This is a genomic window from Cobetia sp. SIMBA_158 (assembly GCF_046566945.1).
Taxonomy (GTDB): domain Bacteria; phylum Pseudomonadota; class Gammaproteobacteria; order Pseudomonadales; family Halomonadaceae; genus Cobetia; species Cobetia amphilecti.
In genome coordinates, this window is record NZ_JAWJYL010000012.1 from 1 (window position 1) to 23414 (window position 23414).

Annotated in this window: 20 protein-coding genes; 3 read left to right on the forward strand and 17 right to left on the reverse strand. The window is 61.9% G+C overall.

The features are described 5' to 3' along the window. Positions 1-276: 276 nt before the first annotated feature. Together pssA and ilvC are read right to left on the reverse strand one after the other, a co-directional pair. Positions 277-1128 carry a CDP-diacylglycerol--serine O-phosphatidyltransferase gene (gene pssA, locus R2R70_RS15360; RefSeq protein ID WP_043337235.1) on the reverse strand — a complete coding sequence of 284 codons (852 nt, stop codon included), beginning with the start codon at positions 1126-1128 and terminating at the stop codon, positions 277-279. Between the two features lie 209 nt (positions 1129-1337). Beyond that, positions 1338-2354 carry a ketol-acid reductoisomerase gene (gene ilvC / locus R2R70_RS15365; RefSeq protein WP_043337232.1) on the reverse strand — a complete coding sequence of 339 codons (1017 nt, stop codon included), beginning with the start codon at positions 2352-2354 and terminating at the stop codon, positions 1338-1340. A gap of 320 nt (positions 2355-2674) precedes the next feature. Here ilvC and ilvY point away from each other — a divergent pair, with 320 nt between their 5' ends. Then, entirely contained in the window at positions 2675-3604 is a 930-nt protein-coding gene (ilvY, locus tag R2R70_RS15370) for an HTH-type transcriptional activator IlvY (RefSeq protein WP_043337230.1), read from the forward strand. A 125-nt stretch (positions 3605-3729) separates the two neighbouring features. On the opposite strand, the gene ilvN is transcribed toward ilvY, so the two are convergent. The 5 genes from ilvN to rluD form a co-directional block, all read right to left on the reverse strand. Next, positions 3730-4221, reverse strand: coding sequence for an acetolactate synthase small subunit (ilvN, locus tag R2R70_RS15375; protein ID WP_043337227.1), 492 nt, complete (start codon positions 4219-4221; stop codon positions 3730-3732). Beyond that, complete coding sequence (locus R2R70_RS15380) at positions 4221-5945, reverse strand: acetolactate synthase 3 large subunit (RefSeq protein WP_043337225.1); 1725 nt, start codon at positions 5943-5945, stop codon at positions 4221-4223. Before R2R70_RS15380 ends, ilvN begins: the two co-directional genes overlap by 1 nt. A gap of 578 nt (positions 5946-6523) precedes the next feature. Then, complete coding sequence (gene clpB / locus R2R70_RS15385; protein WP_410978451.1) at positions 6524-9172, reverse strand: ATP-dependent chaperone ClpB; 2649 nt, start codon at positions 9170-9172, stop codon at positions 6524-6526. 294 nt (positions 9173-9466) lie between these two features. Continuing rightward, positions 9467-10243, reverse strand: coding sequence for a peptidoglycan editing factor PgeF (pgeF, locus tag R2R70_RS15390; protein ID WP_043337183.1), 777 nt, complete (start codon positions 10241-10243; stop codon positions 9467-9469). Positions 10244-10282: 39 nt separating this feature from the next. Next, the gene (gene rluD / locus R2R70_RS15395; protein WP_054556942.1) at positions 10283-11236 is read right to left on the reverse strand and encodes a 23S rRNA pseudouridine(1911/1915/1917) synthase RluD; all 954 of its coding nucleotides are present in this window, start codon (positions 11234-11236) and stop codon (positions 10283-10285) included. Between the two features lie 94 nt (positions 11237-11330). Between rluD and R2R70_RS15400 the strand changes: the two genes are divergently transcribed. Continuing rightward, positions 11331-12134, forward strand: coding sequence for an outer membrane protein assembly factor BamD (locus tag R2R70_RS15400; RefSeq protein ID WP_410978452.1), 804 nt, complete (start codon positions 11331-11333; stop codon positions 12132-12134). A 126-nt stretch (positions 12135-12260) separates the two neighbouring features. Here R2R70_RS15400 and R2R70_RS15405 read toward each other — a convergent pair whose 3' ends face one another. Further along, complete coding sequence (locus R2R70_RS15405) at positions 12261-13895, reverse strand: NAD+ synthase (protein WP_410978453.1); 1635 nt, start codon at positions 13893-13895, stop codon at positions 12261-12263. Between the two features lie 180 nt (positions 13896-14075). Between R2R70_RS15405 and R2R70_RS15410 the strand changes: the two genes are divergently transcribed. After that, entirely contained in the window at positions 14076-14339 is a 264-nt protein-coding gene (locus tag R2R70_RS15410) for a PP0621 family protein (RefSeq protein ID WP_043337174.1), read from the forward strand. A 49-nt stretch (positions 14340-14388) separates the two neighbouring features. On the opposite strand, the gene thiO is transcribed toward R2R70_RS15410, so the two are convergent. The 9 genes from thiO to R2R70_RS15455 all read right to left on the reverse strand — a co-directional run bounded on the left by thiO (position 14389) and on the right by R2R70_RS15455 (position 23411). Continuing rightward, complete coding sequence (gene thiO / locus R2R70_RS15415) at positions 14389-15534, reverse strand: glycine oxidase ThiO (protein ID WP_405277629.1); 1146 nt, start codon at positions 15532-15534, stop codon at positions 14389-14391. Between the two features lie 131 nt (positions 15535-15665). After that, positions 15666-16121 carry a type IV pilin protein gene (locus tag R2R70_RS15420; RefSeq protein ID WP_216060006.1) on the reverse strand — a complete coding sequence of 152 codons (456 nt, stop codon included), beginning with the start codon at positions 16119-16121 and terminating at the stop codon, positions 15666-15668. A gap of 210 nt (positions 16122-16331) precedes the next feature. Next, on the reverse strand, positions 16332-18506 hold the full coding sequence (locus R2R70_RS15425) for a pilus assembly protein (protein WP_410978454.1): 2175 nt from the start codon (positions 18504-18506) through the stop codon (positions 16332-16334). 1264 nt (positions 18507-19770) lie between these two features. Further along, positions 19771-20310: a hypothetical protein gene (locus R2R70_RS15430; RefSeq protein ID WP_248380983.1), complete on the reverse strand. Its 540-nt coding sequence runs from the start codon at positions 20308-20310 to the stop codon at positions 19771-19773. Then, entirely contained in the window at positions 20307-21308 is a 1002-nt protein-coding gene (locus R2R70_RS15435) for a PilW family protein (RefSeq protein ID WP_410978455.1), read from the reverse strand. Before R2R70_RS15435 ends, R2R70_RS15430 begins: the two co-directional genes overlap by 4 nt. Beyond that, positions 21308-21814: a hypothetical protein gene (locus tag R2R70_RS15440; RefSeq protein WP_410978456.1), complete on the reverse strand. Its 507-nt coding sequence runs from the start codon at positions 21812-21814 to the stop codon at positions 21308-21310. Before R2R70_RS15440 ends, R2R70_RS15435 begins: the two co-directional genes overlap by 1 nt. Then, positions 21798-22343, reverse strand: a complete 546-nt coding sequence (locus R2R70_RS15445; protein WP_410978457.1) for a GspH/FimT family pseudopilin — start codon at positions 22341-22343, stop codon at positions 21798-21800. The genes R2R70_RS15440 and R2R70_RS15445 overlap by 17 nt, the downstream gene beginning before the upstream one ends. A gap of 244 nt (positions 22344-22587) precedes the next feature. Further along, positions 22588-23073 carry a type IV pilin protein gene (locus tag R2R70_RS15450; RefSeq protein ID WP_410978458.1) on the reverse strand — a complete coding sequence of 162 codons (486 nt, stop codon included), beginning with the start codon at positions 23071-23073 and terminating at the stop codon, positions 22588-22590. Next, the gene (locus R2R70_RS15455; RefSeq protein ID WP_159055824.1) at positions 23073-23411 is read right to left on the reverse strand and encodes a hypothetical protein; all 339 of its coding nucleotides are present in this window, start codon (positions 23409-23411) and stop codon (positions 23073-23075) included. The genes R2R70_RS15450 and R2R70_RS15455 overlap by 1 nt, the downstream gene beginning before the upstream one ends. Between the last annotated feature and the right edge of the window lie 3 nt (positions 23412-23414).

Consider the following 23414-nt stretch of genomic DNA (forward strand, 5'->3'; position numbering starts at 1 on the left):
TCACCGCTGGTAACGCCATGCGTCCCCGGCAGCGGATGCGTACTTTACGCACGAACCGCCGTGAGGGCAAGGGCTTTTTCAAGAGATTGTCATTCTCGGGACATACGGGTGACATCTCTGCTCTGCCTTTCTCTCCCCTCCTCATACTGCTTCTCTTTTCTTGTTGTCCTCGTCGCGCCGTTGCTTGCTGACATCTTCCCCTGGCCAGAAACGCATTCGGCCCCGCCAGGAATGGCGGGGCCGAATATCGATCATCACACTGCTGACAGCTGACGCTTACTTGTTACCGCGCAGCTTGCGCCCCAGCGCCATGATCGGGCCACTGGCGACATAGCAACCGAACAGGCCCAGCAGCATCACGGACGGCTCCAGCGAGATGACCACGAAGGCCAGCACGATGGCGAGCAGCGCCACGAAGGGCACCGGCCCCTTGAGGTCGATTTCCTTGAAGCTGTAGTAGCGAATGTTCGACACCATCAGGATACCGGCAGCCGCGACCACGAAGACCATCAGCGACTTGAAGGCGAAGGTCTCGGCGTCGAAGTTGTGCATGGTCCACACGCAGCCGGCCACGAGCGCCGCCGCTGCCGGGCTCGGCAGACCGATGAACCACTTCTTGTCGGTGGAGCCAATCTGGACGTTGAAGCGCGCCAGACGCAGTGCAGCGCCCGCCACGTAGACGAAGGCGGCGATCCAGCCGATCTTGCCGACATCCTGCAGAATCCAGCTGAAGGTGACCAGCGCCGGCGCCACGCCGAAGGACAGCATGTCCGCGAGGCTGTCGTACTCGGCACCGAAGGCGCTCTGGGTGTTGGTCAGGCGCGCCACACGACCATCCAGGCCGTCGAGCACCATCGAGACGAAGATGGCGATGGAGGCGTTGGCAAACTCCCCGTTCAGCGCACACACCACAGCGAAGAAGCCGGAGAACAGCGCGGAGGTGGTGAACAGGTTGGGCAGCAGATAGATGCCACGCCGACGAACGGGCTTGCCGTCCTCGATGGCTTCTTCCACGACTTCGCTGTCGTCGGTGAACTCCTCCACTACCTTGTCCAGCACTGAACTGCTACGGCGTGTCTGTGCTTCGGGGGCTTCTTCTGCGCCGGGATGTCGATTTTCGTCAGTCATGGGATTCCTTGCATCATGCCTCGTCGTGGCAGGGTAACCACATTCTACACCTGCCAGTGAGCGCGAATAGTGGTGACACCCTAGCGGCCTCACCGTCGACTGTCACTTCCCTCTCCCATTCGATAGCGCTTATAGAGCAACAACGCAAGCGGGGCGCCCTCCTGATGGAGAGCGCCCCGCTCATTTCACGCCGGATCCAATAGCCAGGATCAGTTGCGTGACTTGTCGACCAGCTGGTTGGCAGTGATCCACGGCATCATGCCGCGCAGCTTCTCACCAGTCTGCTCGATCGGATGCTCGGCGTTCTGGCGACGACGGGCCGTCATGGACGGGTAGTTGGTGTTGCCTTCCTGGATGAACATCTTGGCGTATTCACCGCTCTGGATGCGCTTGAGTGCATTGCGCATGGCGACACGGGACTGCTCGTTGATGACTTCGGTGCCGGTCACGTACTCGCCATACTCCGCATTGTTGGAGATGGAGTAGTTCATGTTGGCGATGCCGCCTTCGTACATCAGGTCGACGATCAGCTTGAGCTCGTGCAGACACTCGAAGTAGGCCATTTCCGGTGCGTAGCCCGCTTCGGTCAGGGTCTCGAAGCCCATCTTGACCAGCTCGACCGCGCCACCACACAGGACAGCCTGCTCACCGAACAGATCGGTTTCGGTCTCATCCTTGAAGGTGGTCTCGATGATGCCGGTACGGCCGCCGCCGACGCCTGCCGCGTAGGACAGTGCGATGTCCTTGGCCTGGCCAGTCGCATCCTGGTGGATGGCGATCAGATCCGGGATACCGCCGCCCTTCACGAACTCGGAACGCACGGTGTGACCCGGCGCCTTCGGCGCGATCATGATGACGTCGAGGTCAGCACGCGGCACGACCTGGTTGTAGTGGACGTTGAAGCCGTGAGCGAAGGCCAGGGTCGCGCCCTGCTTCAGGTTCGGTTCCACCTGGTTCTCGTAGATGGCCTTCTGGTTCTCGTCCGGCGCCAGAATCATGACCAGGTCGGCAGCCTTGACCGCTTCCTCGACTTCAGCAACCTTCAGACCAGCCGCTTCGGCCTTGGCCCAGCTGGAGGAAGAGCGACGCAGGGCTACGGTGACGTCGACGCCGGATTCCTTCAGGTTGTTCGCGTGGGCGTGACCCTGGGAACCGTAACCGAGGATGACCACTTTCTTGCCCTGGATGAGGGAGAGGTCACAATCCTTGTCGTAATAGAGTTTCATCGTCATTGCTCCTGGCGGCTCACCCCGTCAGCGGGATGGCGTGAGATCTTGAAAGAGTGTCTGTTGTTCTTGCGACCCTTCCCGTGAGGGAAAGGCGTATGACAGTGTCCAGCGCCGACGGCCATCTGTCTCGGCCGCTCTGCGTCCTGGGGAGGTCGTGCGCCTTGGATCAAGGTCTGCCGTCCTCCTCCTGCGCGGCGATGAGTCCACCTTACCTGCACCTCGACATTGCGTAAAATGCTATATTTGCACCATAATATGCCATATTGCGCAATACAAGGCATTTCCGCCTTCAGCACTCACCGACAGCGGACTCCGGCATGGACAATCGTCAACTCAAGCAATTCCTGACCCTCGCCGAAACGCTGCATTTCGGGCGCGCCAGCACAGCCTGCCACCTGAGCGCCTCTGCCCTGTCACGCGCCATCCGGGCCATGGAGGAAGAGCTGGGCGTCAGCCTGTTCGAACGCGACAACCGCAGCGTCGCGCTGACACCGGCGGGTGAACGCTTCCGTCGTCATGCTCGCGAACTCCTGAGCCAATGGGATGACATTCGCCAGTCACTGCTGGAAGACAGCGATGAACTGCGCGGCGAGCTCTCCCTGTATTGCTCGGTGACCGCCAGCTACAGCTTTCTCTACGAGATTCTGGCCACCTTCCGTGCCCGCCATCCGCATGTGGAGCTCAAGCTGCATACCGGCGACCCCGCCGTGGCGTTGGAGCGCGTCCTGATGGGCCACGAGGACCTGGCGATCGCCGCGCGCCCCGACGTGCTGCCTTCCCGTCTCGCCTTCACCGACTTCGCCGAGTCACCGCTGCGCTTCATTGCCCCGCGTCGTGATGGCCCCGGCCAGCAACTGGAAGGCATCGGCGAGGCGGACGATTCGGCGGCGGGCGACGACCACATCGACTGGACACGTGTGCCGATGATCCTGTCGGAGACCGGCCTGGCGCGCGAGCGCTTCGATGCCTGGTGCCACACACGCGGCATCAAGCCGCGCCTGTATGCCCAGGTCGCCGGCAACGAGGCCATCGTCAGCATGGTCGGACTGGGCTTCGGGATCGGCGTGGTGCCGCAGATCGTGCTCGACAATTCGCCGCTGGCCGACCAGGTGCGCATCCTTGATGTCGATCCGCCGCTGACCCCCTACAAGGTCGGCCTGTGCGTACAGGAAAAACGCCTGCGACATCCGCTGGTGCGCGCGTTGTGGGAGCAACTGCCCGGCTCGCCGCAGCGACCCGCTGACTGATACCTGGTAGCGAACCAACGAAAATGGCGCAGCAACGAAAATGGCGCAGCAACGAAAATGGCGCAGCAACGAAAACGGCGCCCCGAGGGGCGCCGTTCTTGTCTTGCGATTCCACCACCACCGTATTACAGGCTCAATACCTTCTCACCGCGGGCAATGCCGGAGACACCGGTACGTGCCACTTCCAGCACGCCTACCGGCTGCATCGCCGCCAGGAAGGCATCCAGCTTGCCACCGTCGCCGGTGATCTGGATGGTGTAGAGGCTCGGCGTGATGTCGACGATCTGGGCACGGAAGATGTCCGCCGTGCGCTTGATCTCGTCACGCTGGGCGCCCAGCGCCTTGACCTTGACCAGCATCAGCTCGCGCTCGATGTGGCTGCCCTCGGTGAGATCCACCAGCTTGACCACATCCACCAACTTGTTGAGGTGTTTGGTGATCTGCTCGATGACGCGATCTTCACCGACCGTGGTGACGGTCAGACGGGACAGGGTCGCGTCTTCGGTCGGGGCCACGTTGAGGGTCTCGATGTTAAAGTTGCGCTGTGAAAACAGGCCGACGACCCGTGACAGCGCGCCCGGTTCGTTTTCCATCAGAATGGAGATGATATGGCGCATCAGGTCCGCTCCGTCTTCGTAAGCAGCATGTCACGCATGGAGCCGAGAGGCACCTGCATCGGGTAGACGTGTTCACGCGGGTCGACATAGATGTCGAGGAACACCAGCTCGTCCTTGTTGCGGAAGGCTTCTTCCAGCGCAGGCTCGAGCTCCTCCACCGTGTGCACCTTGATGGCACGGAAGCCATAGGCACCCGCCAGCTGCACGAAGTCAGGCAGCGACTCCATATAGGAATGCGAGTGACGGGACTTGTAGTTCAGGTCCTGCCACTGACGCACCATGCCCAGCGACTGGTTGTTGAGGTTGATGATCTTGACCCCGATCCCGTACTGCTTACAGGTCGAGAACTCCTGCATCATCATCTGGAAGCTGCCTTCACCGGTGAACAGCACCACATCGTCTTCCGGGTAGGACATCTTGATGCCCATGGCCGCCGGGAAACCGAAGCCCATGGTGCCCAGACCACCGGAGGTGATCCAGCGGTTGGGACGCTGGAACTTGTAGTACTGGGCGGCGAACATCTGGTGCTGACCGACATCGGTGGCGACGAAGGCTTCACCACGCGTCGCACGGTGCACGGCTTCCACCACCTGTTGCGGCTTGAGCGGCTCACCCGGGGCGGACGGCTCATACAGCTTGCCTTCACGCTCGGCACGCCAGCCATCGATCTGGGACCACCAGGCCTCCAGTGCATCGGGGTTGGCCAGCTCGCGACCCTGCACGAGGCTGATCATCTCGTTGATCACGGCATCGGCCGGACCGACGATCGGTACATCGGCGCGCACGGTCTTGGAAACCGAGCTCGGGTCGATGTCGACGTGGATGATCTTGGCCGTCGGGCAGAACTTCGAGGTGTTGTTGGTCACGCGGTCATCGAAGCGCGCACCGATGCAGATGATCAGATCGGTGTGGTGCATGGCATTGTTCGACTCGTAGGAGCCGTGCATGCCGGGCCAACCCAGACACTGCCGATCGCCCTGCGGGTAGGCACCGATGCCCATCAGCGAGGTGGTGATCGGGAAGTTGAGGCGGCGCACCAGGTCAGTCAGCGCTTCGCTGGCACGCCCGGACACCACACCACCGCCGGTGAAGAACAGCGGGCGACGTGCCTTGAGCATCAGCTCGACGGCTTTCTTGATCTGGCCACTGTGGCCACGGGTGACCGGGCTATAGGAGCGCATGCGTACCTTCTTGGGGTAGCTGTACTCATAGCGTTCGGTCGGGGCGGTCATGTCCTTCGGGATATCGATGACGACCGGCCCCGGGCGACCACTGGAGGCCAGATAGAAGGCCTTCTTGATCACCTCGGGAATCTCGCTCGGGTGCTTGATCGAGAAGCTGTGCTTCACGATCGGGCGAGTCACACCGACGATGTCGGTTTCCTGGAAGGCGTCTTCACCGATCAGGTGGCTGGCGACCTGGCCACACAGCACGACCATGGGGATCGAGTCCATGTAGGCCGTGGCGATACCGGTGACGGCATTGGTCGCGCCCGGGCCTGAGGTGACCAGCACCACACCCGGCTTGCCGGAGGCGCGCGCGTAACCATCGGCGGCGTGGGTCGCGGCCTGCTCGTGACGGACCAGAATGTGCTGGACCTTGTCCTGGCGGAACAGGGCGTCATAGATATGCAGCGCCGCTCCACCGGGATAGCCGTAAATATATTCCACGCCCTCATCATGCAGGGCGCGGGCGATCATGTCAGCGCCGGAAAGCAATTCCACTTGGTTATTCTCCCCTGGAGGTCTCGAGTGCGTCCGGCGGCAATGCGCAAGCCGGATCGAGTGCGACCTGAATGTCGCTACCGCAGAAATTGCGGCACCTGATGCCAAACCCTGGCGTCTGCGGCCCGGTTAGGGCCTGCACTCTTGTCGCATCGGTTGGATGCGGTCGGGGCTGATGGCCGGTCGGTACGGTTGGCGTACCCGGACCGGCGTATCCTTTGACAGGCGGACAGCGACTCAGCGTCTGTCCTTCACGCGGCGCTTCGAGGGTCGCCCGAATGGCCGCGCCCGCAATCAGGAATGGTCAAGAGTCCAACAGCCGCAAGGGGCTGTCAACTCAACCTTACGCCAGTGTGCGCCGCCTGCGCCAAATGCCACACCGATAACAACGAATCCGGCCATAAGCGTGCGTAAAACCTCGTCGGTGGCGATAAATTCGCAATTTTCTGCTTCGTGAATTTCAGCCTGCCTCACGCCGGGTTGTCTTTTTGCGCCCGGGCGGCAGACACGAAAACGCCCCACCGCAAGCGGAAGGGCGTGCTTCCGTCACGGTGGGGCGTCACTCACGGGCGCACGAATCAGCGCGTGAAGGTCAGCTCCCCGCCCTCTTCGCCGACACGGATGACGTCACCGGGCACGAAGTCGCCGCCCAGCAGGGCCTGGGCCAGCGGGTTCTCGATGCGGCTCTGGATGGCGCGCTTGAGCGGGCGAGCGCCATAGACCGGATCGAAGCCTGCCTTGGCCAGCAAGGCCATCGCCGGGTCGGTGATCTCGAAGCCGAGATCACGCTCGGCCAGACGCGCCTTGAGACGCTCAAGCTGAATGCCCGCGATGGAGGCGATCTGCGCCTGCCCCAGCGCGTGGAACACGACCACTTCATCGATGCGGTTGATCAGCTCCGGACGGAAGTGATTGCCGACGACTTCCATCACCGCCGTCTTCATGTCGTCGTACTGGAAGGCCGCCTTGCGCTCGGCACGCTCGTCGGCGCTTTCCGTACTGCCCTCGTCTTCCGCCAGCTCGCCATTGAGACCGCTCATGCGCTGGATCATTTCCGAGCCCAGATTGGAGGTCATCACGATCACGGTGTTGCGGAAGTCGACGGTACGCCCCTGACCATCGGTCAGGCGGCCATCTTCCAGCACCTGCAGCAGGATGTTGAAGACATCCGGATGCGCCTTCTCGACCTCGTCGAGCAGCAGCACGGAGTACGGCTTGCGACGCACGGCCTCGGTCAGATAGCCGCCCTCTTCATAGCCGACATAGCCGGGAGGCGCGCCGATCAAGCGGGCCACGGAGTGCTTCTCCATGAACTCGGACATGTCGATGCGCACCATCGCCTCTTCGGTGTCGAACAGGAAGTTGGCCAGTGACTTGCAGAGCTCCGTCTTGCCGACACCGGTCGGGCCGAGGAACAGGAAGGAGCCGTTGGGACGGTTCGGGTCCGACAGCCCAGCGCGTGAGCGACGCACCGCATTGGACACCGCGATCACCGCCTCGTCCTGGCCGATCACCTTCTCGTGCAGCGCCTCTTCCATGCGCAGCAACTTGTCACGCTCGCCTTCGAGCATCTTGGCGACCGGAATGCCGGTCCAGCGCGAGACGACCTCGGCAATCTCCTCCTCGGTGACATTGGAGCGCAGCAGCACGTGGGCGGAGGTATCCGCCTCGCCTTCTCCTGCTTCGCTGATCTGCTTCTCGAGCCCCGGAATCACGCCGTACTGCAATTCCGACATGCGGCTGAGGTCACCGGCGCGGCGTGCCTGCTCCAGATCGATACGCGCCTGCTCCAGCTCGGCCTTGAACTGGGCCGCGCCCTGGATGCTGGACTTCTCGGCCTTCCAGACCTCATCGAGGTCGGCGTATTCCCGCTCCAGCTCCGAGATCTGGTCCTCAAGCGCGCCGAGGCGCTTGAGCGCCGCCTCGTCGGTTTCCTTCTTGAGCGCTTCACGCTCCATCTTGAGCTGGATCAGGCGGCGGTCGAGACGGTCCATCTCCTCCGGCTTGGAATCCAGCTCCATGCGGATGCGTGACGCGGCCTCATCGATCAGGTCGATCGCCTTGTCCGGCAGCTGACGGTCCGTGATGTAGCGCGAGGACAGCCGCGCGGCGGCGATGATGGCGCTGTCGGTGATGTCGACCCCGTGGTGCACCTCATAGCGCTCCTTCAGGCCACGCAGGATGGCGATGGTGTCTTCCTCGCTGGGCTGGTCGACCTGCACCTTCTGGAAGCGGCGCTCAAGTGCGGCGTCCTTCTCGATGTACTGACGATACTCGTCAAGCGTGGTGGCACCGACACAGTGCAGCTCGCCACGCGCCAGCGCCGGCTTGAGCATGTTGCCGGCATCCATCGCGCCTTCGGCCTTACCCGCGCCGACCATGGTGTGCAGCTCATCGATGAACAGGATGACCTGGCCTTCTTCCTGCGCCAGCTCCTTCAGCACCGACTTGAGGCGCTCCTCGAATTCGCCGCGGAACTTGGCCCCCGCCAGCAGCGAGCCCATGTCGAGAGACAGCACGCGCTTGTTCTTGAGGCCTTCCGGCACCTCGCCATTGACGATACGGCTGGCCAGCCCTTCGACGATGGCGGTCTTGCCGACGCCGGGCTCACCGATCAGCACCGGGTTGTTCTTGGTGCGACGCTGCAGCACCTGGATCGTGCGGCGAATTTCCTCATCGCGCCCGATCACCGGGTCGAGCTTGCCATCCCGCGCACGCTCGGTGAGATCCAGGGTGTACTTGTTGAGCGCTTCGCGATTGTTCTCGGCATCGGCATCGCCCACGGCTTCGCCACCGCGCAGCGCATCGATGGCGGACGTCAGGGCGGGCTTCTTGATGCCCGAGGAGGTGAACAGCTTGCCCAGATCACCACCCAGCTCCAGCGCGGCCAGCAGCGCGAGCTCGGAGGCGATGAATTGATCGCCGCGCTTCTGCGCTTCGCGATCGGCCAGATTCAGAAGCTTGCCGAGGGCCTGCGAGGGCGCGACATTGCCATCGAACTGGGACACGGTGGGCAGGTCATCCAGCTGGCGCTTGAGGCCGCTCATCAGGCTGGTGGCATCGCCGCCCGCCTTGTTGACCAGTGCCTTGAGACCGCCATCGCGGTCTTCCAGCAGAGCCAGCAGCAGATGCTGCGGGTGAATTTCATTGTGGCCTCGCCCGACGGCGAGCGACTGGGCATCCGCCAGAGCGTTCTGCAGCTTGCTGGTGAGTTTGTCGATGCGCATGGTGCCTTCTCCTGAGAGTCATGGCGGTACTCCTTTTCTCAGGAGCTTCGCCTGTAACATTTCGTATCTGACTCTCAAGATGGGGGCTGGCGCACGGCTTTCAAGGCAGGATTCGCCGCGCTGCAGCATGTTGTGGCATTTGCCTGATCCAGGTCAGATTCCCGCCGCCACGACGACGACCCGCCGCCCCCGCCGGCCATCATCTTTGCCACACACAGAAACGCCCCGCCAACCTGAGACATCAGGTCAGCGGGGCGTTTGTGGGTACTGCATGCCAATGCACTGATCAGCGCCTCAGCGCAGCCAGATCACCGTGGCGAGGCGTCCGGTCACGCCATCATCACGCCGGTGGGAATAGAAGCGTGATTCAGAGGCGGTACAGAAGTGCCCGCCACTGACATGACCGACCCCGGCACGCTCGAGACGCAGGCGTGCCAGCTTGTAGAGATCACCCATGTAGTGACCGAGCCGGTAGGGGCTGGCCTCGAAAGCGTCATCGGCCTCAGGCAAATCCGCGATGAACGCATCACGCACCTCGGGGCCGACCTCGAACTGCGCATTGGAGATCGCCGGGCCCAGCCAGGCCATCAGCTCGCCGGGGTCATCACCGAGACGCTCGATGGTGGCTTCCAGCACGCCTTCGACCAGCCCGCGCCAACCCGCGTGTGCCACACCGACGCGCGTGCCCTGCCGATCACAAAACAGCACCGGCAGGCAGTCCGCCGTCATCACCACACAGGCCTGCCCGGTGCCGGTACTGATGCAGGCATCCGCCCGTGGCGGCGCATCCGGCCGGTCTTCGGCGTGGCAGACATCGAAGGCATCCACCACCTGAGTGCCGTGCACCTGATCCAGCCACGCCAGCGGACGGCCATCATCGACCTCCGCGGCGAGCAGCTCGCGCACCTGCGCCACCATCGCCGGGTCATCACCCACATGCAGCGCCGGATTGAAGCCGGCATACGGCCCCTGGCTGGGGCCGCTCTCACGCGTGGTCACGAAGGCCTGCACCGGGCTCGGCGCGGGCCAGTCCGGCAGTATCAGGGTCGGGCGTAGACTCTCGTCGTGCATAACCTCTCCTTGTGCGGCGTGTCGCGCGAGCCTGCCGCCTCAGCGAGCGATGTCTTCCTTGAGATAGTCGATCAGCACCAGCATGTCGCCCGGCATCTCGGCGCGGAATTCGACTTCCTTGCCCGTGATCGGGTGGATGAAGGCGAGACGACGGGCATGCAGTGCCTGACGCGGGAACTGACGCAGCAGCTCCTTGAGCGGGTCACTGGCCCCCGGCGGCAGCTTCAGACGCCCGCCGTAGACCGGGTCTCCGACCAGCGGATAGCGCTGGTGCGCCATGTGCACGCGAATCTGGTGGGTACGCCCGGTTTCCAGCTTGCAGCGGATATGGGTGTGACCCCGGAAACGCTCCACCACGCGGAAGTGGGTGACCGCCGGCTTGCCACTGTGAGTGACGGCCTGACGCTTGCGGTCCTTGGGGTGACGCCCGATGGGCGCATCCACGGTGGCACCGGAGGTCAGCACGCCCGTGACGACGGCATCGTACTCGCGCGACACGGTACGGGCCTGCAGCTGCTCGACCAGGTCCGCCTGGGCGGTCAATGACTTGGCCACCACCATCAGTCCGCTGGTGTCCTTGTCGAGACGGTGCACGATGCCGGCACGCGGCATCATGGAATTGCCCGGACAATGATGCAGGATGGCGTTGAGCAGAGTGCCATCGTGGTTACCCGCGCCCGGGTGCACGACCATGCCGTGCTCCTTGTTGATGACCAGCACGTCGTCGTCTTCATAGACGATCTCGAGCTCGATATCTTCCGGCTCGTGGCTGACTTCCTCTTCAAGCTCGGCGGTCAGGGCCAGACGTTCACCGCCATAGACCTTCTCGCGGGGTTTGACGGCGGCACCGTCGAGGGTCAGCGCACCGGTCTTGATCCAGTGCTTGAGACGCTCGCGGGAATAGTCGGAGAAGATCTCGGCGCAGGCCTGATCAAGGCGCATGCCAATCATCGCCTCCGGGATCCGCTCTTCGCGGTTGATGGTGTCTGCCATATTGCTCTCTGAGGCCGTTTCGCACGAAAGGGCCTTTGCTTTATAGTGAGTGCGGATCGGCGGATTCTAGCATGCCCGCCATGGATTGCCCGAGATGAGGAAACCGATGCGCGCCCTTCCCTTGACTGCCCTCGCCCTGGCCAGCACCTTGCTGGCTGGCTGTGCGTCCAACGAGCCGGCACCGGATCTTCAGGAGCAGGACCTGTATCGTCAGGCCCAGGTTTCCCTGGATACCAGCCGCTTCAACTCCGCTGTGCAACAACTTGAAGCCCTGGATACTCGCTTCCCGTTCGGCAGCTACGCCGAACAGTCGCAGCTGGAGCTGATCTACGCCTATTACCAGGTCGACAACTGGGAGGCGGCACGCGCCGCGGCCAGCCGTTTCATTCGCCTGCACCCCGATCACCCGCAGGTCGATTATGCCTACTACATGCGTGGACTGGCAGCGTACAGCGCGGGTCGCTTCAGCCTGGAATCCCTCGATCTGATCGATATTTCCAAGCGTGACCTGGGCGCGACACGCGATGCCTACGTCGACTTCGGGGAGCTGGTACGTCGCTTCCCCAACAGCACCTACGCGGCAGATTCCCGTCAGCGCATCATCTATCTGCGCAACGTACTGGCGCGCGGCGAGCTGCAGACAGCCGATTTCTACCTGCGCAAGCAGGCCTATCTGGCTGCCGTGAAGCGTGGCGAGTGGGTCATTGAGCACTACCCTAACACTCCTGCCACCCGCGATGCGCTGGCCGTGATGGTCGAGGGCTATCTGGGCCTCGGTCTGCGTGATCGTGCCAGCGAGACGCTCAAGGTGCTGATCCAGAATGATCCGGACAACGAACGTCTGGATGGCCGCACCTTCGAGCCGCGTTACGTGAAGACTGACGACCTGACGGTCTGACGACCGGCAGGCGTCACCATCGAAAAGCCCGTGATCATCGATCACGGGCTTTTTCGTGCTGCCAGCATGGCCAGAATCGTCGGATTCAGGCGCTTTCAGCGTCTTGCGCAAAGAATCCGCAATCCGTCATTCGCCGGCTACCCAGCCATTGACGATCGGGTAGCGGCGGTCCCGCCCGAAGCCGCGCGGCGTGACGCGCACGCCTACCGGTGCCTGACGACGCTTGTACTCGGTACGGTCGACCAGACGCACCACGCGATAGACATCCTCTTCCTCGAAGCCTGAGCGGATGATCGCCTCGGCGCTCATGTCACCCTCGATGTAGTGGGTGAGAATCGCATCCAGGGTGTCATAGTCCGGCAGCGAATCGCTGTCGAGCTGGTCTTCGGCGAGCTCGGCGGACGGCGGGCGCGTGATGACGCGCTCCGGAATCGCCGGGCCCATGGTGTTGCGCCAGTTGGCGAGACGGAACACCCAGCTCTTGTAGACATCCTTGAGCGCGTTGTAGCCGCCGACCATGTCGCCGTAGAGCGTGGCGTAACCCACCGCCATCTCGCTCTTGTTGCCGGTGGTCAGCACCATCAGGCCCTTCTTGTTGGAGATGGCCATCAGCAGCACGCCACGGCACCGCGACTGCAGATTCTCCTCGGTGGTGTCGCGCTCGCTACCGGCGAAGCTCTCCGCCAGGGTCTCGGTGAAGGCCTCGACCATCGGCGCGATGGGCATCACCTCGTAATTCACGCCCAGCAGCCTGGCCTGCTCGGCGGCGTCTTCCTTGGAAATGTCTGCGGTGTAGTGATACGGCATCATCACGGCGTGCACGCGGTCCGCGCCCAGCGCATCGACGGCGATGGCCAGCGACAGGCCGGAATCGATGCCCCCGGAAAGCCCCAGCACCACACCCTTGAAGCCGCTCTTGTTGACGTAGTCACGCAGCCCGGTGACCAGCGCACAGTAGAGCGACTCCTCCGGCGACAGCAACTCGGCGATCTCGCCACTCTGCGGCACCCAGTTGCCACCCTCTGCCTTGAGGAACTGCACCGGCATCAGGCCGACATCCCACCACGGCGCCTGCACGCAGGTCTTGCCGTCGGCATCGATGGCGGCAGAGCCCCCATCGAAGACCAGCTCATCCTGACCGCCGATCTGATTGACGTAGACCAGCGGGCAATTGACCTCGGCTGCCCGCTCGGCAAACAGCTGATTGCGCTCGGCCGGCTTCTCCAGGTGATAGGGCGAGGCGTTGAGGCTGACGAGAATCTCGGCACCGGCATCGCGTGCCTGACGGACCGGCGCGCCGTCCCACAGGTCTTCGCAGATGACGATGCCCAGGCGGGCGCCGCGGCACTCGACCACACACGGCTCAGTGCCCGACGTGAAATAGCGCTGCTCATCGAAGACCTGATAGTTGGGCAAGGCCTGCTTGGCATACTCGGCGATCCACTCACCATCCTTGAGCACGCCGGCCAGGTTGTAGCGCTTGCCGTCACGCATGCCGGGGTAGCCGACGATGACCATCACGCCCGGCGCGACCTTCTTCGCCATCTGGGCGCGCGCCTCCTCGAGGCGGGATTCCATGGACTCGCGCAGCAGCAGGTCTTCCGGCGGGTAGCCGGTCAGACACAACTCGGGCAGCACTACGACATCGGCCTTGTGCTCAAGACTCGCTTCACGCACCGATTCGATGGCACGCGCAGTGTTGCCGGGAATATCACCGACCAGCGGGTCGAGCTGGGCCATCACCAGAGTCAGATCTTGCATGCGGTAAGGATCTCTCGATTGGCGGTTCGATAAGGGGCCAGTACACTGTGGCCAGACATCTGGCTCAGATCACTGAGCCGTGCACCGGCCCACCTGTCATCATGTTGGCCGCCATTGTCCCGCAAGGTCGCGCCGCTGGCAAAAGCCACGCGCGCCGCCTCATCTGGGAGTCATATAGGAATGAGCCTGTTGATCATCCGTCTGCTGGTTTTCGTCGCCCTGTTCTGGGCCGGCCTGCGCCTTTACCGCATGTATCGCCAATGGAAGCTGAGCCAGGACGACTACGGCAACGACAGCCCCGCCGAACGCGAGGCGCAGAACATGGTGCGCTGCGCCTACTGCGACCTGCATCTGCCGGAAAATGACGCCATCCGCCATGAGGCGCTGCACTTCTGCTGCCAGGAACACCAGCAACACTTCCTCGACGAAGGACCGCGCAAATGATTCGCCACCGAGGCGAAGCGCTCGATGGCGAAAGACAACACGAAAATACTCAGGCCCAGCGGGTCTCGCCGGCATCTGACGACGTATCCAGCGCAGCGATCTCGGCCAGCAGAGTCTCGGGCTGGTAGGGCGCGGGGTCGATGATCGGCGTGCGCCCGAGCAGTTGATCCGCCAGCAGGCGGGTCGAGGCCGGCGCCAGTACCAGCCCATTGCGGTAATGGCCGGCATTGACGTGCAGGTGGCGGCGTTCAGGCACGGCACCGATGAAGGGCGTGCCGGTCGGCGAACCGGGGCGCAGCCCCGCCCAGTGGTGCTCGACCTCACACTCCGCCAACGCGGGGATGATCTCGCAGGCGCTCTTGATCAGTGACTCGCGCGCCTCGGCGGTGGTCGCCTTGTCGAAGCCGACCTCCTCCAGCGTCGAGCCGGCCACGATACGGCCATCGCCCCGCGGTATCACGTAGCGACCATTCTTGAGCACCACGCGCTCCACCAGCCCCTTGGGTGCCTTGAACAGCACCATCTGGCCGCGTACCGGCCGTACCGGCAGCGCAAGCCCCGCCTCACTCAGAATCTCTCGACTCCAGGCACCACCGCAGACCACGACCTGCCCGGCAGACAGCACTGAATTGGCGGTCTGTACGCCGATGGCGGTGTCGTCCTGCAGCAGAATGCCCTGCACCGCGACATTCTCAAGCAGCCGCACGCGCGGGTGAGCGTCGAGCGCGGCGCGCAGTGACTTGCCCAGACGCGGATTGCGGATGCTGCCAAGCGTCGGCATCCACAATGCCGACTCGCAACCGGGCGCGACCGCCGGAGCCTTGTCATAGACGAAGTCGGCGTCCACGCGCGTCAGCGGCTTGGTATATTCCCGGGACCAGGCCAGTGCCTGCTCGGCATCCTCGACATTCAGGTACAGCAGGCCCTGCTGGCGATATTCGGGGTCGATGCCGGTAGTCTCGATCAGGCGCTCGGCCAGCGTGGGGTAGAAGCCTTCCGACCAGGCAGACAGGCGCGAGATCGGCGCGCTATAACGCCACGGATACAACGGCGAGACGATACCGCCGCCCGCCCATGACGCCTCACGCCCACACTGGCCTCGCTCGACCAGCGTGACCTCGGCACCGCCATCCGCCAGCTCCAGCGCGGTCAGCATGCCGATCACGCCACCGCCTACCACCACAAAGTCATTCACGCCTGTTCGCTCCTGCCATCAGCCCGGGAAAGGGGTCAAGAATACGCCGCCCGCAAGGCGGTGCAAGCGAGCCGCGTGCAATCCAGCATTGAGCAGAGTCTCCAGCATCGTGCACAGCAAGCGCTTCACGGCTACCAGCAATCGCCATCGCCGGTCGTATCGCGGACACCGGTATTGGTGAGGGTCAGCGCGGGGCAGTCGGCATCGGCGCTTTGAGGCGCCACCGCGGTCGCGATGAGCGTGAAGCGCGTGGTCGTGGCGCCATCCTCCAGGCTCAGGGTGTAATAGCCTTCCGGCGACTCGGTGGCACGCCCCAGTCCTTCCTCATCACAATCACTGTCGCCGGCGATGCTGGTCGCGTAGCCGCCGCAACGCGCCATGTAGCGCTCCTGAGCCTGGGCCAATGACATCAGTGCCGCCTGCCCATCGGCACGACGCGAGCGGATCACCTGATCCTGATAGCTCGGGTAGGCGATCGCCGCGAGAATGCCGACGATGACGATCACGATCATGATCTCCGTCAGCGTGAAGCCTGAGGCAAACCGACGCCGAGAAAGACGCGAACGGGAAGAGAGAAGACTGGCCATGAAGTGCTTCCTTGAAGAACGTGAATGAAGGGCTTGGGTGAAAGGCTTGGGAGAAAGACTTCAGTGAAAGACTCGGGCGCAAGACTCAACTAAAAAGCACTGGGCAAGCCTGACTGAAGGAAGTAAACCCTGATGAAAGGCAAGGCGCCGCCACCCCGGGGAAGGCGTGGCGGCGCAGCGTGTCATCATTGCCTCATGCCCGAGACGGGCTCAGCGCAGCTGATACCAGGAGACACGGCCGGTGTCCGTCGAGCTGGACACGTTGAGATCATAGGAGGAGACGCCGCCCTCCTCGCTGCCCAGCGAACTGGTGCCCACGTAGACCGTATCGCCGACACTGACACTGGACGTCGGTGTACCGCTCAACTTGACGCTGACGATGACATTGCCGACGGCGACGGTGTCATCAACGAGGGTACCGACCAGGTCATCAGTGCTGAAGGCCTCATCCTGATTGAAATCGAAGATGGTCACGTAGCTGCCTTCGCTATCGTCGTAGGTCGGCAGACCTGTCTCGGTATCCAGCGCGACCAGCCAGCCACCACCGGTACTTTCACAGAAGTTAGTTCCGGTACTGGACGTGCTGGTGGAGAAGACCACCAGGTTGGAGAGCAGATTGGCCGGCTCGACCAGCTCTTCCTGCTCGGAGGCGTCCAGATCCAGATACCAGCCGAAGCGATCCGTGTCTTGATCCTCGAGCTGGCTGGGATAGTAGGCAAAGCTGTCGCCACCGAGGGTCCGGCCTGTCAGCTCGCCGTTGGTGTAGCTGCCGCTGACGAAGTTGCGTGCCTCAAGGTCACTGCGTGTCAGACTGGTATGACTGCCGCCGGTATCCAGCACGGTGTAGAGGCTCTGCGTGACCCAGGCTTCATCTTCAGCATCGGCATACATGTCCTGGCCGGTCCCGAAGGACACCAGCAGATTGGGCGAGGTCATGGTGTGCGTCTCGCCGGAGTAGCGGCTGAGCGTCGGCTTGACGGTGATCGGCTGCAACGCGTCCGTCTGGCACTCCCCGCCGGTCAGGCTGGTAGCACAGGCCGTGAACAGGCGCGTGACACTCCACTTGCTGCTGTCGTCGTCACTGAGGTCAAACTTCCACAGTCGCCCCTGCAGGTCTCCGCCATAGGCGAAATCGACGGTGCCATTGCTGTCGAGGTCCGCGACCTGCAGGTTTGCCAATCCGCCGGTCACTCCGCTGGGGGACAGCTTGGCGATCACGCCGCCTGCATTGACTCCATCAAGCTCCAGCGCGAACAACGTCGGCGCGGCGTTCTCATCGGCCGTTTCCAGCCCGTTGCCGACCAGCACCGCGCTGTCGCCGTTGTTGAGGGTGACGATATGCGCGCTGCCGTAGACATGCCCCATGTCATCATCGTCGCTGGCACCGAATTCCCAGCGCACCACATCATCTTCGTCGAAGTCTTCGCCTGCCACGGCCTTGGTGACATTGAGCGCGAACAGGCCGCGTCCACCGCCGGCGAGACCGGATACCAGCCACTCCTCACCATTCAGGCTGGCCAGACGCAGTTCACCGTCGACATAGTAGCGATGCTGATAGCCCGGGTCCGTCAGATACCCCAGCCCTGCGTCATCCTCTTCGCTATAGAGCAGTTCCGGTATATAAGCGAACTGCTCGTTGCCGGTCTTGAGGTCGAAGGCATGCAGCATGCCGTCGTTGGCCCCGACGAAGACACTGCCCTCTGTCGTCGAGTCTTCTTGAGTCACGACGACAGGCGACGAGCCGATGATGTCGCCCAGCTGGACGCCAGTGCGATTGCGCAGACCATCGCCTTCGTATTCATCGCTGCCCCGCAACCATTCGATCGCCGCCTCCACATGGTCATCGGTGGAGTTGCCACCGACCTCCATGCGCGCGAGATCATTGCGCTGGCTGGAGCTCAGGCGGCCCGCGTTGTCGGTCGTGAACTCGACTCCGTTGTCGCCGGACATGGTGAAGACCGTACGCGACTCAACACCATCCTTCTCTTCCAATGCCTCACTCAACTGGGTGGCAGCACTCCAGACCTGGTCGTCATCCTCGACGTCCTTGCCCTCCTGTACCGACGAGGCCACCACATCCCCCGTCCAGGTCGAGGCGGAATAGCGGCTCTCGATCAGTCGGCTATCCGTCTCGACACTGGCCGTGGTCAGGTTGGTGGAGAGGCCGCTGACACTGTTGCCTACCGCGACGATCTCGGAGGCGATCGCCGCCAGGGCCGAGACGAGGTCCGTCGGGCTGGAGGCATTGAAGTAGGAGCCACCGCCATCGATGGCCGCCTGCTCCAGGTCATCGATGGTGCTGGAATCACTCTCAAGAACGAGATCATAGCCATTCCAGTAAGAGCTGGTGGACTCCACACCGAACGCCACCGTATAGGTCGTCATTACCTGCTTTTCATAGGTACCGCTTCCAAGATCCGGTAGCAGATCATTATTGGCATAATAATGGGCGACATCAGCTAAAGTGGCGTTTCCACCTTTTCTTCTTGTTCTGCTGTCATACCAAGAGCGCCCATCACCATTGGCATCACCAATATATTTTTCGATCGCACTGGAGTACGAAGAGTCTTCGGAATTCCAGAAACCATCCGTTATCAGAACAGTGAAGTTCTGCTGGCACATGCCGCCTTCATCAGCCGACACAATAGGCGAAGAGCCTAGATAGGAGTAATTATCACGATAATACTCTCCAGCACGATAAAGAGCTTCTCTTAATGGTGTACCACGATAGGCGCCATAATTATATTCAGCGTCCGATATAATTTTTGAGCCTACGATAGCATTCTTCACTTCATCCAGATGTTCATTGCCATTATCAGAATTCGTTATTACAGAAACTATTGTTCCGATAGAATTGATGACTTCATTTATCAATGTATCATATATACTATCAACTTCAGCCTGCTTGGCAGTAACAGAGCCTGGGTTGATAGTCAAAAAACCAGTACGAAAATCAGTACCTGCCAGCAATTCCAAGGCAGCGGCCTTACCGACGCCCAAACGGTCACGATAGTAGGTAAACCAGTTGGCGTAGTTGATTTTTTCTTGATCAGTCAGATTGTCATCCGAGAGTTTTACCTCAGTATCCGAATTACAGTTACTTCCAGTGTAGTAACGGTAGTTCAAATCTGGATCGGTGAGATCAACCAGGTTACTGGTAACATCTCCTAAGTTGAAATCAACCCAGGCAGCAGTAGGATCCATATTGTCATAGCGTTCATCCCCATCCCCCTTTTTCCAAGGAAGATAAGTCTGATGAGGGTTATATGCTTGAGTATTTTGTGTGTAGCAGAAATACTTTCTATCCAAGTCAAGAGGTTTAAAAACAGTCTCACATATCTTTTGTTTTCCCCACCACCCCTGTACCCACTCACACTCTTTCTGTTCGGCATAGACCAGGTCATATTTCTGAACAGAATCCCCACCCTCAAAAGTGTCTTCAAAAGACATCGAGCCCGAATCATCCAGCACCAGCAGAACATTGGGCGTAACGCCGACACTCTGGGTGGTTGGCAACTGGAGTAGCGTGTCGCTGTCTGCCAGCACGGGCAAGGCGACCAGCAGCCCGCCTGACAGCAAGGCCGGCAGGTGAATACGACGCAAGCCGCTGCAGCGGGGTGAGTGCTTCGATTTCATCGATAGATTCCCTTCAATCGGCCATCATGATTTCGCTTTGCACCACTGCCAGTGCACGCTTCTTGCTATCAGGGTCACCTGCGCTCTCAAGACTCCAACCAGCGGCCGTGATGCGGAAGGCATTCAACAACTGACTGCTGCTCAGGTTATCGTCATTCAGAACGCCTTCCGTCGTCTCTCCGAGATACTCGATGACATAGTTGCCGTTGTCAGCCGCATCACCACTCAAGACACCTTCCCCCTCCCAGGCGTCTGCCTGCAGAGGATCGAAGTCCAGGTCCTCCCCCGCCGTCACGTCGTAGAAGCCGTCCCCACCGAAATCATCCAGGGTCAGCTCCCCCTCGAGCAGACGACTCTCAGCCTGTTGCTGAAGGCTCTCGGCCTCCGCGTAGGCGTTGTCGTAGAACTGGGTATTCATCAACATGCGGGTCTGCAACTGGGTATCTTCATTGCCTGTCACCGCCATCACGCCCACCACGATCAGCATGATCAGCACGACCAGCAATGCCATGCCTTGCTGGCGTGGCGGCCTGGGAGAACTTGCCTGGTTCATAGACCGATATTCCTCGGGCTCAGGGTGATATCGAAGGTGCGTTGCAACTCACCGTCCCCCTCTCCCTCGACGTTGATCGTCGGGGGCGTCTTGAGGGTCAGGCTGATGTGGATCCGTCTGACGCTGCTCCAGTCGTTCGCGGCTTCCACTTCCGCCACGCTGCGCTCCACGGCAAAGCGACTCGCGCTACCGCTGCCGGAGGCCGTATCGAAGGTCAGGTCCAGAGCTTCGACGTATCGCGCCACTTCTTCGCCACAGCCTGCTGCCGGATCGCCATCGACATCCTCGCCGTTCAGGCAGAGCCGAACGGGGGAGTCGTCATCGGCCTGCGACAGCAACAGGTACCAACGCTGCAGCGGATAGACATATGCCTGGGTCTGTATGGTGCCGCCATAGCCGTGCTCGACGGCGCTCGACAGATCGAGCGAGTTGTTGCCATCGCCCGAGAGGCGTGCGATGTCGCCGCTCTCACAGTCGCTGATCAGCACGACGCTATCCGTCTCCAGCGTGCCGGAGGTGTAGTCCTCCAGGGTCAGCGAGGTATCGCCCTGGGCGACGCTCGCCCCGAGCTGCCAACCGCGCTGCGCTCCCAGCGCCGGTACCTGCAAGGCCAGACGGTCGTAGGTGATCCCCGCCACCGTGTCGGACTCGGCCGTCAGAGGAGAATCGGACAGCGCATGGCTGCCGGTACCATCACTGACACTGCTCACCGACGCACAGCCGGAAAAGCCGGCATTGCGCACCAATGGCTGCAGGCGACGCGTGACGTGGCGCGCAGACTCCTGCAGGTAGGACACGGCCGACGTGGTGTTGAGGGTAGAGCGCGAGGCCAGAAAGTATTCCAGCGCCATGGCAGAAATGAACAGTCCCAGCACCAGCGCCAGCATCAATTCGACCAGGCCGACGCCCTGCTGGGCACGCCGTGAGGGAATCGAGCGCGGCGCCCGATGCGAGCGCGACGCGAAAGCTCGCAGTGGGAAGGAGGCTTTCGACGACATCAGGGCACCACTCGTATCTGTAGGGTCTCGCTCAACGCCTGAGCACCGGCGTCCATGCTGTCTTCGTTCTGCCCGAGCTGCGCGGCGCCGCTCCAGCCGAGGGTCAGGGTGAGAAGGTCACTACCGCTGCTGGCGATGGACCCGACCGGCGCGTTCAGACTGCTGTCCTCAAGCCTGTCCGCCCACACCGCCACATCACGGGCCGCCAGCTCGGCAACACTGCAGGGACAACCGCCCGGATTTCCTGCCCCCGCGGTGGAAAGCCCATCGTAGTCATCCACGCCATCGGGGTTGGCTTGAATGCGCTCAGCCATGCTGACCAGGAGAATACGGGCTTCGGTACGCGCGTAACTCTCGTTGTTGGCCTGCAGACTTTCCATCTGCATGAGCCCGAACCCCAGCAATGTCAGCCCCATCAACAGCAGAGCGATCAACGCCTCCAGCAGGCTGGTACCTTGCTGGCTACCGCTTGCACGGGACACGCCAAGCTCAGCAACTCTGGTCATCGCTGCCATAAGTCTCCGTCACTACTCGTCCGATGGGAGTCAATTCAAGCTGGCGATGGCCCTGCCCGCCCGACTGATCGCAGATCAACAACCAGGTGGAATCAGAGGTCGCGCCCTGATCATCGAAAGTCACGCCGGCAACACCCGCCTGCACGGTGATGGCGGCATCAAATACGCGCAACAGGTCATCGCCCAGCGACGCCCGTGCCTCGGCCTGACTGCCCTGCACCACCGCCCAGCCATTGCTCCAGCTGGTGGAATTCATGCAGGCGTCACCCTGCGCATTCAGAGGGCAGAGCGTGATGTCGTTGCCGCTGGCCACCGCCTCGCTACGCGCATAGTTGATCGAAGACACGAGCGTCTCGGCCGTGCCGGTGACGGCGTTGCGCGCGACCACCCCCTGCCAGGCGGGGACGGCAATCGTGATCGTGATCACGAGAATGGCCAGCGTGATCATCAGCTCAATCAACGTGAAGCCTTGCTGGCGGCTCTGCTGACATCCATGCCGAAGTGCAGGAAAAAGCTGCATCGTCTTACCCCTGAAAGCCACGCAGGCCAAAGCACCCTGCAGGGCGTGAAATTGGGCAATTTAACGTCTATGAACCACAGATGGAATCATTATGTTACACAAGATTACCCATCATTCCGAAAACTCCCCATAATCACCGTTATTCCATATTTCTCGACTGAACCTCATCCACCAGACAAAAAAAGCCCCGATCATCGTAGATCGAGGCTTCAGGCGCTTGCCATGCAATGTCGGCTGTCAGTGCCTACCAACAATCACTGCTATCGGTGTCTTCCGAGTCCTCAAGGACTGCCGCTCCCTTCACTCCCAACTCCGTGAGCGTAAAGGTGGCGCAGTCCTCATCGTTGGCCTGACTGCCGGTAGCAGTGGCGGTCAAGGTATAGCTGTCTGCATCGCCTGCGACGGCCAGGTTGTAGAAGCCTTCCTCGCTGACGGCATCTGCCTGGCCCAGCCCGATACCACCGCCACCGCCTCCAAGCGCATCTCCACAGCTGGTCGCCGCTGTCACGCTGGCCGTCGCGTATTCACCGCAGGTTGCCATGATGCGCTCCTGGGTCTGGGCCAGCGCCAGCAAGGCGGTGGTGGCGTCGGTGCGACGTGAACGCTCCACCTGATCCTGATAGCTGGGATAAGCGATCGCCGCCAGAATGCCGATGATGGCCACGGCAATCATGAGCTCCAGCAGACCGAAGCCGCCTTGTGCCCGAGCCCCCCCTGTTAGCCTGATCATCAGCGCCCCCGACGCAGCAGCGTGATGTCGATGACCTGCTTCGGCTCACCACGTGGGTCGAAGCGCACCTCGACCTCCTGCCCCGGCGTGAGGTGGAAGGCCTTCAGCTCGCGCCCATTGCGATTGAGTATCCGGCTATCCGGCTGAAGCACGAACCCCATGTCGTCGACGAGCAGCTGATCCCCCTCTCGCTCGTCGATGACGCCGGTGACGCTCTGCTCCATGACCAGCGGAATCGGGGCATCTTCCGCCAGGGCCTGGGAGCCCCAGCTCGTGAAGAGCAAGCCCGCCGCCAGCATCAGTCCACTACCAGTCAGCTTGAGTCGTAATGTCTTCATGGT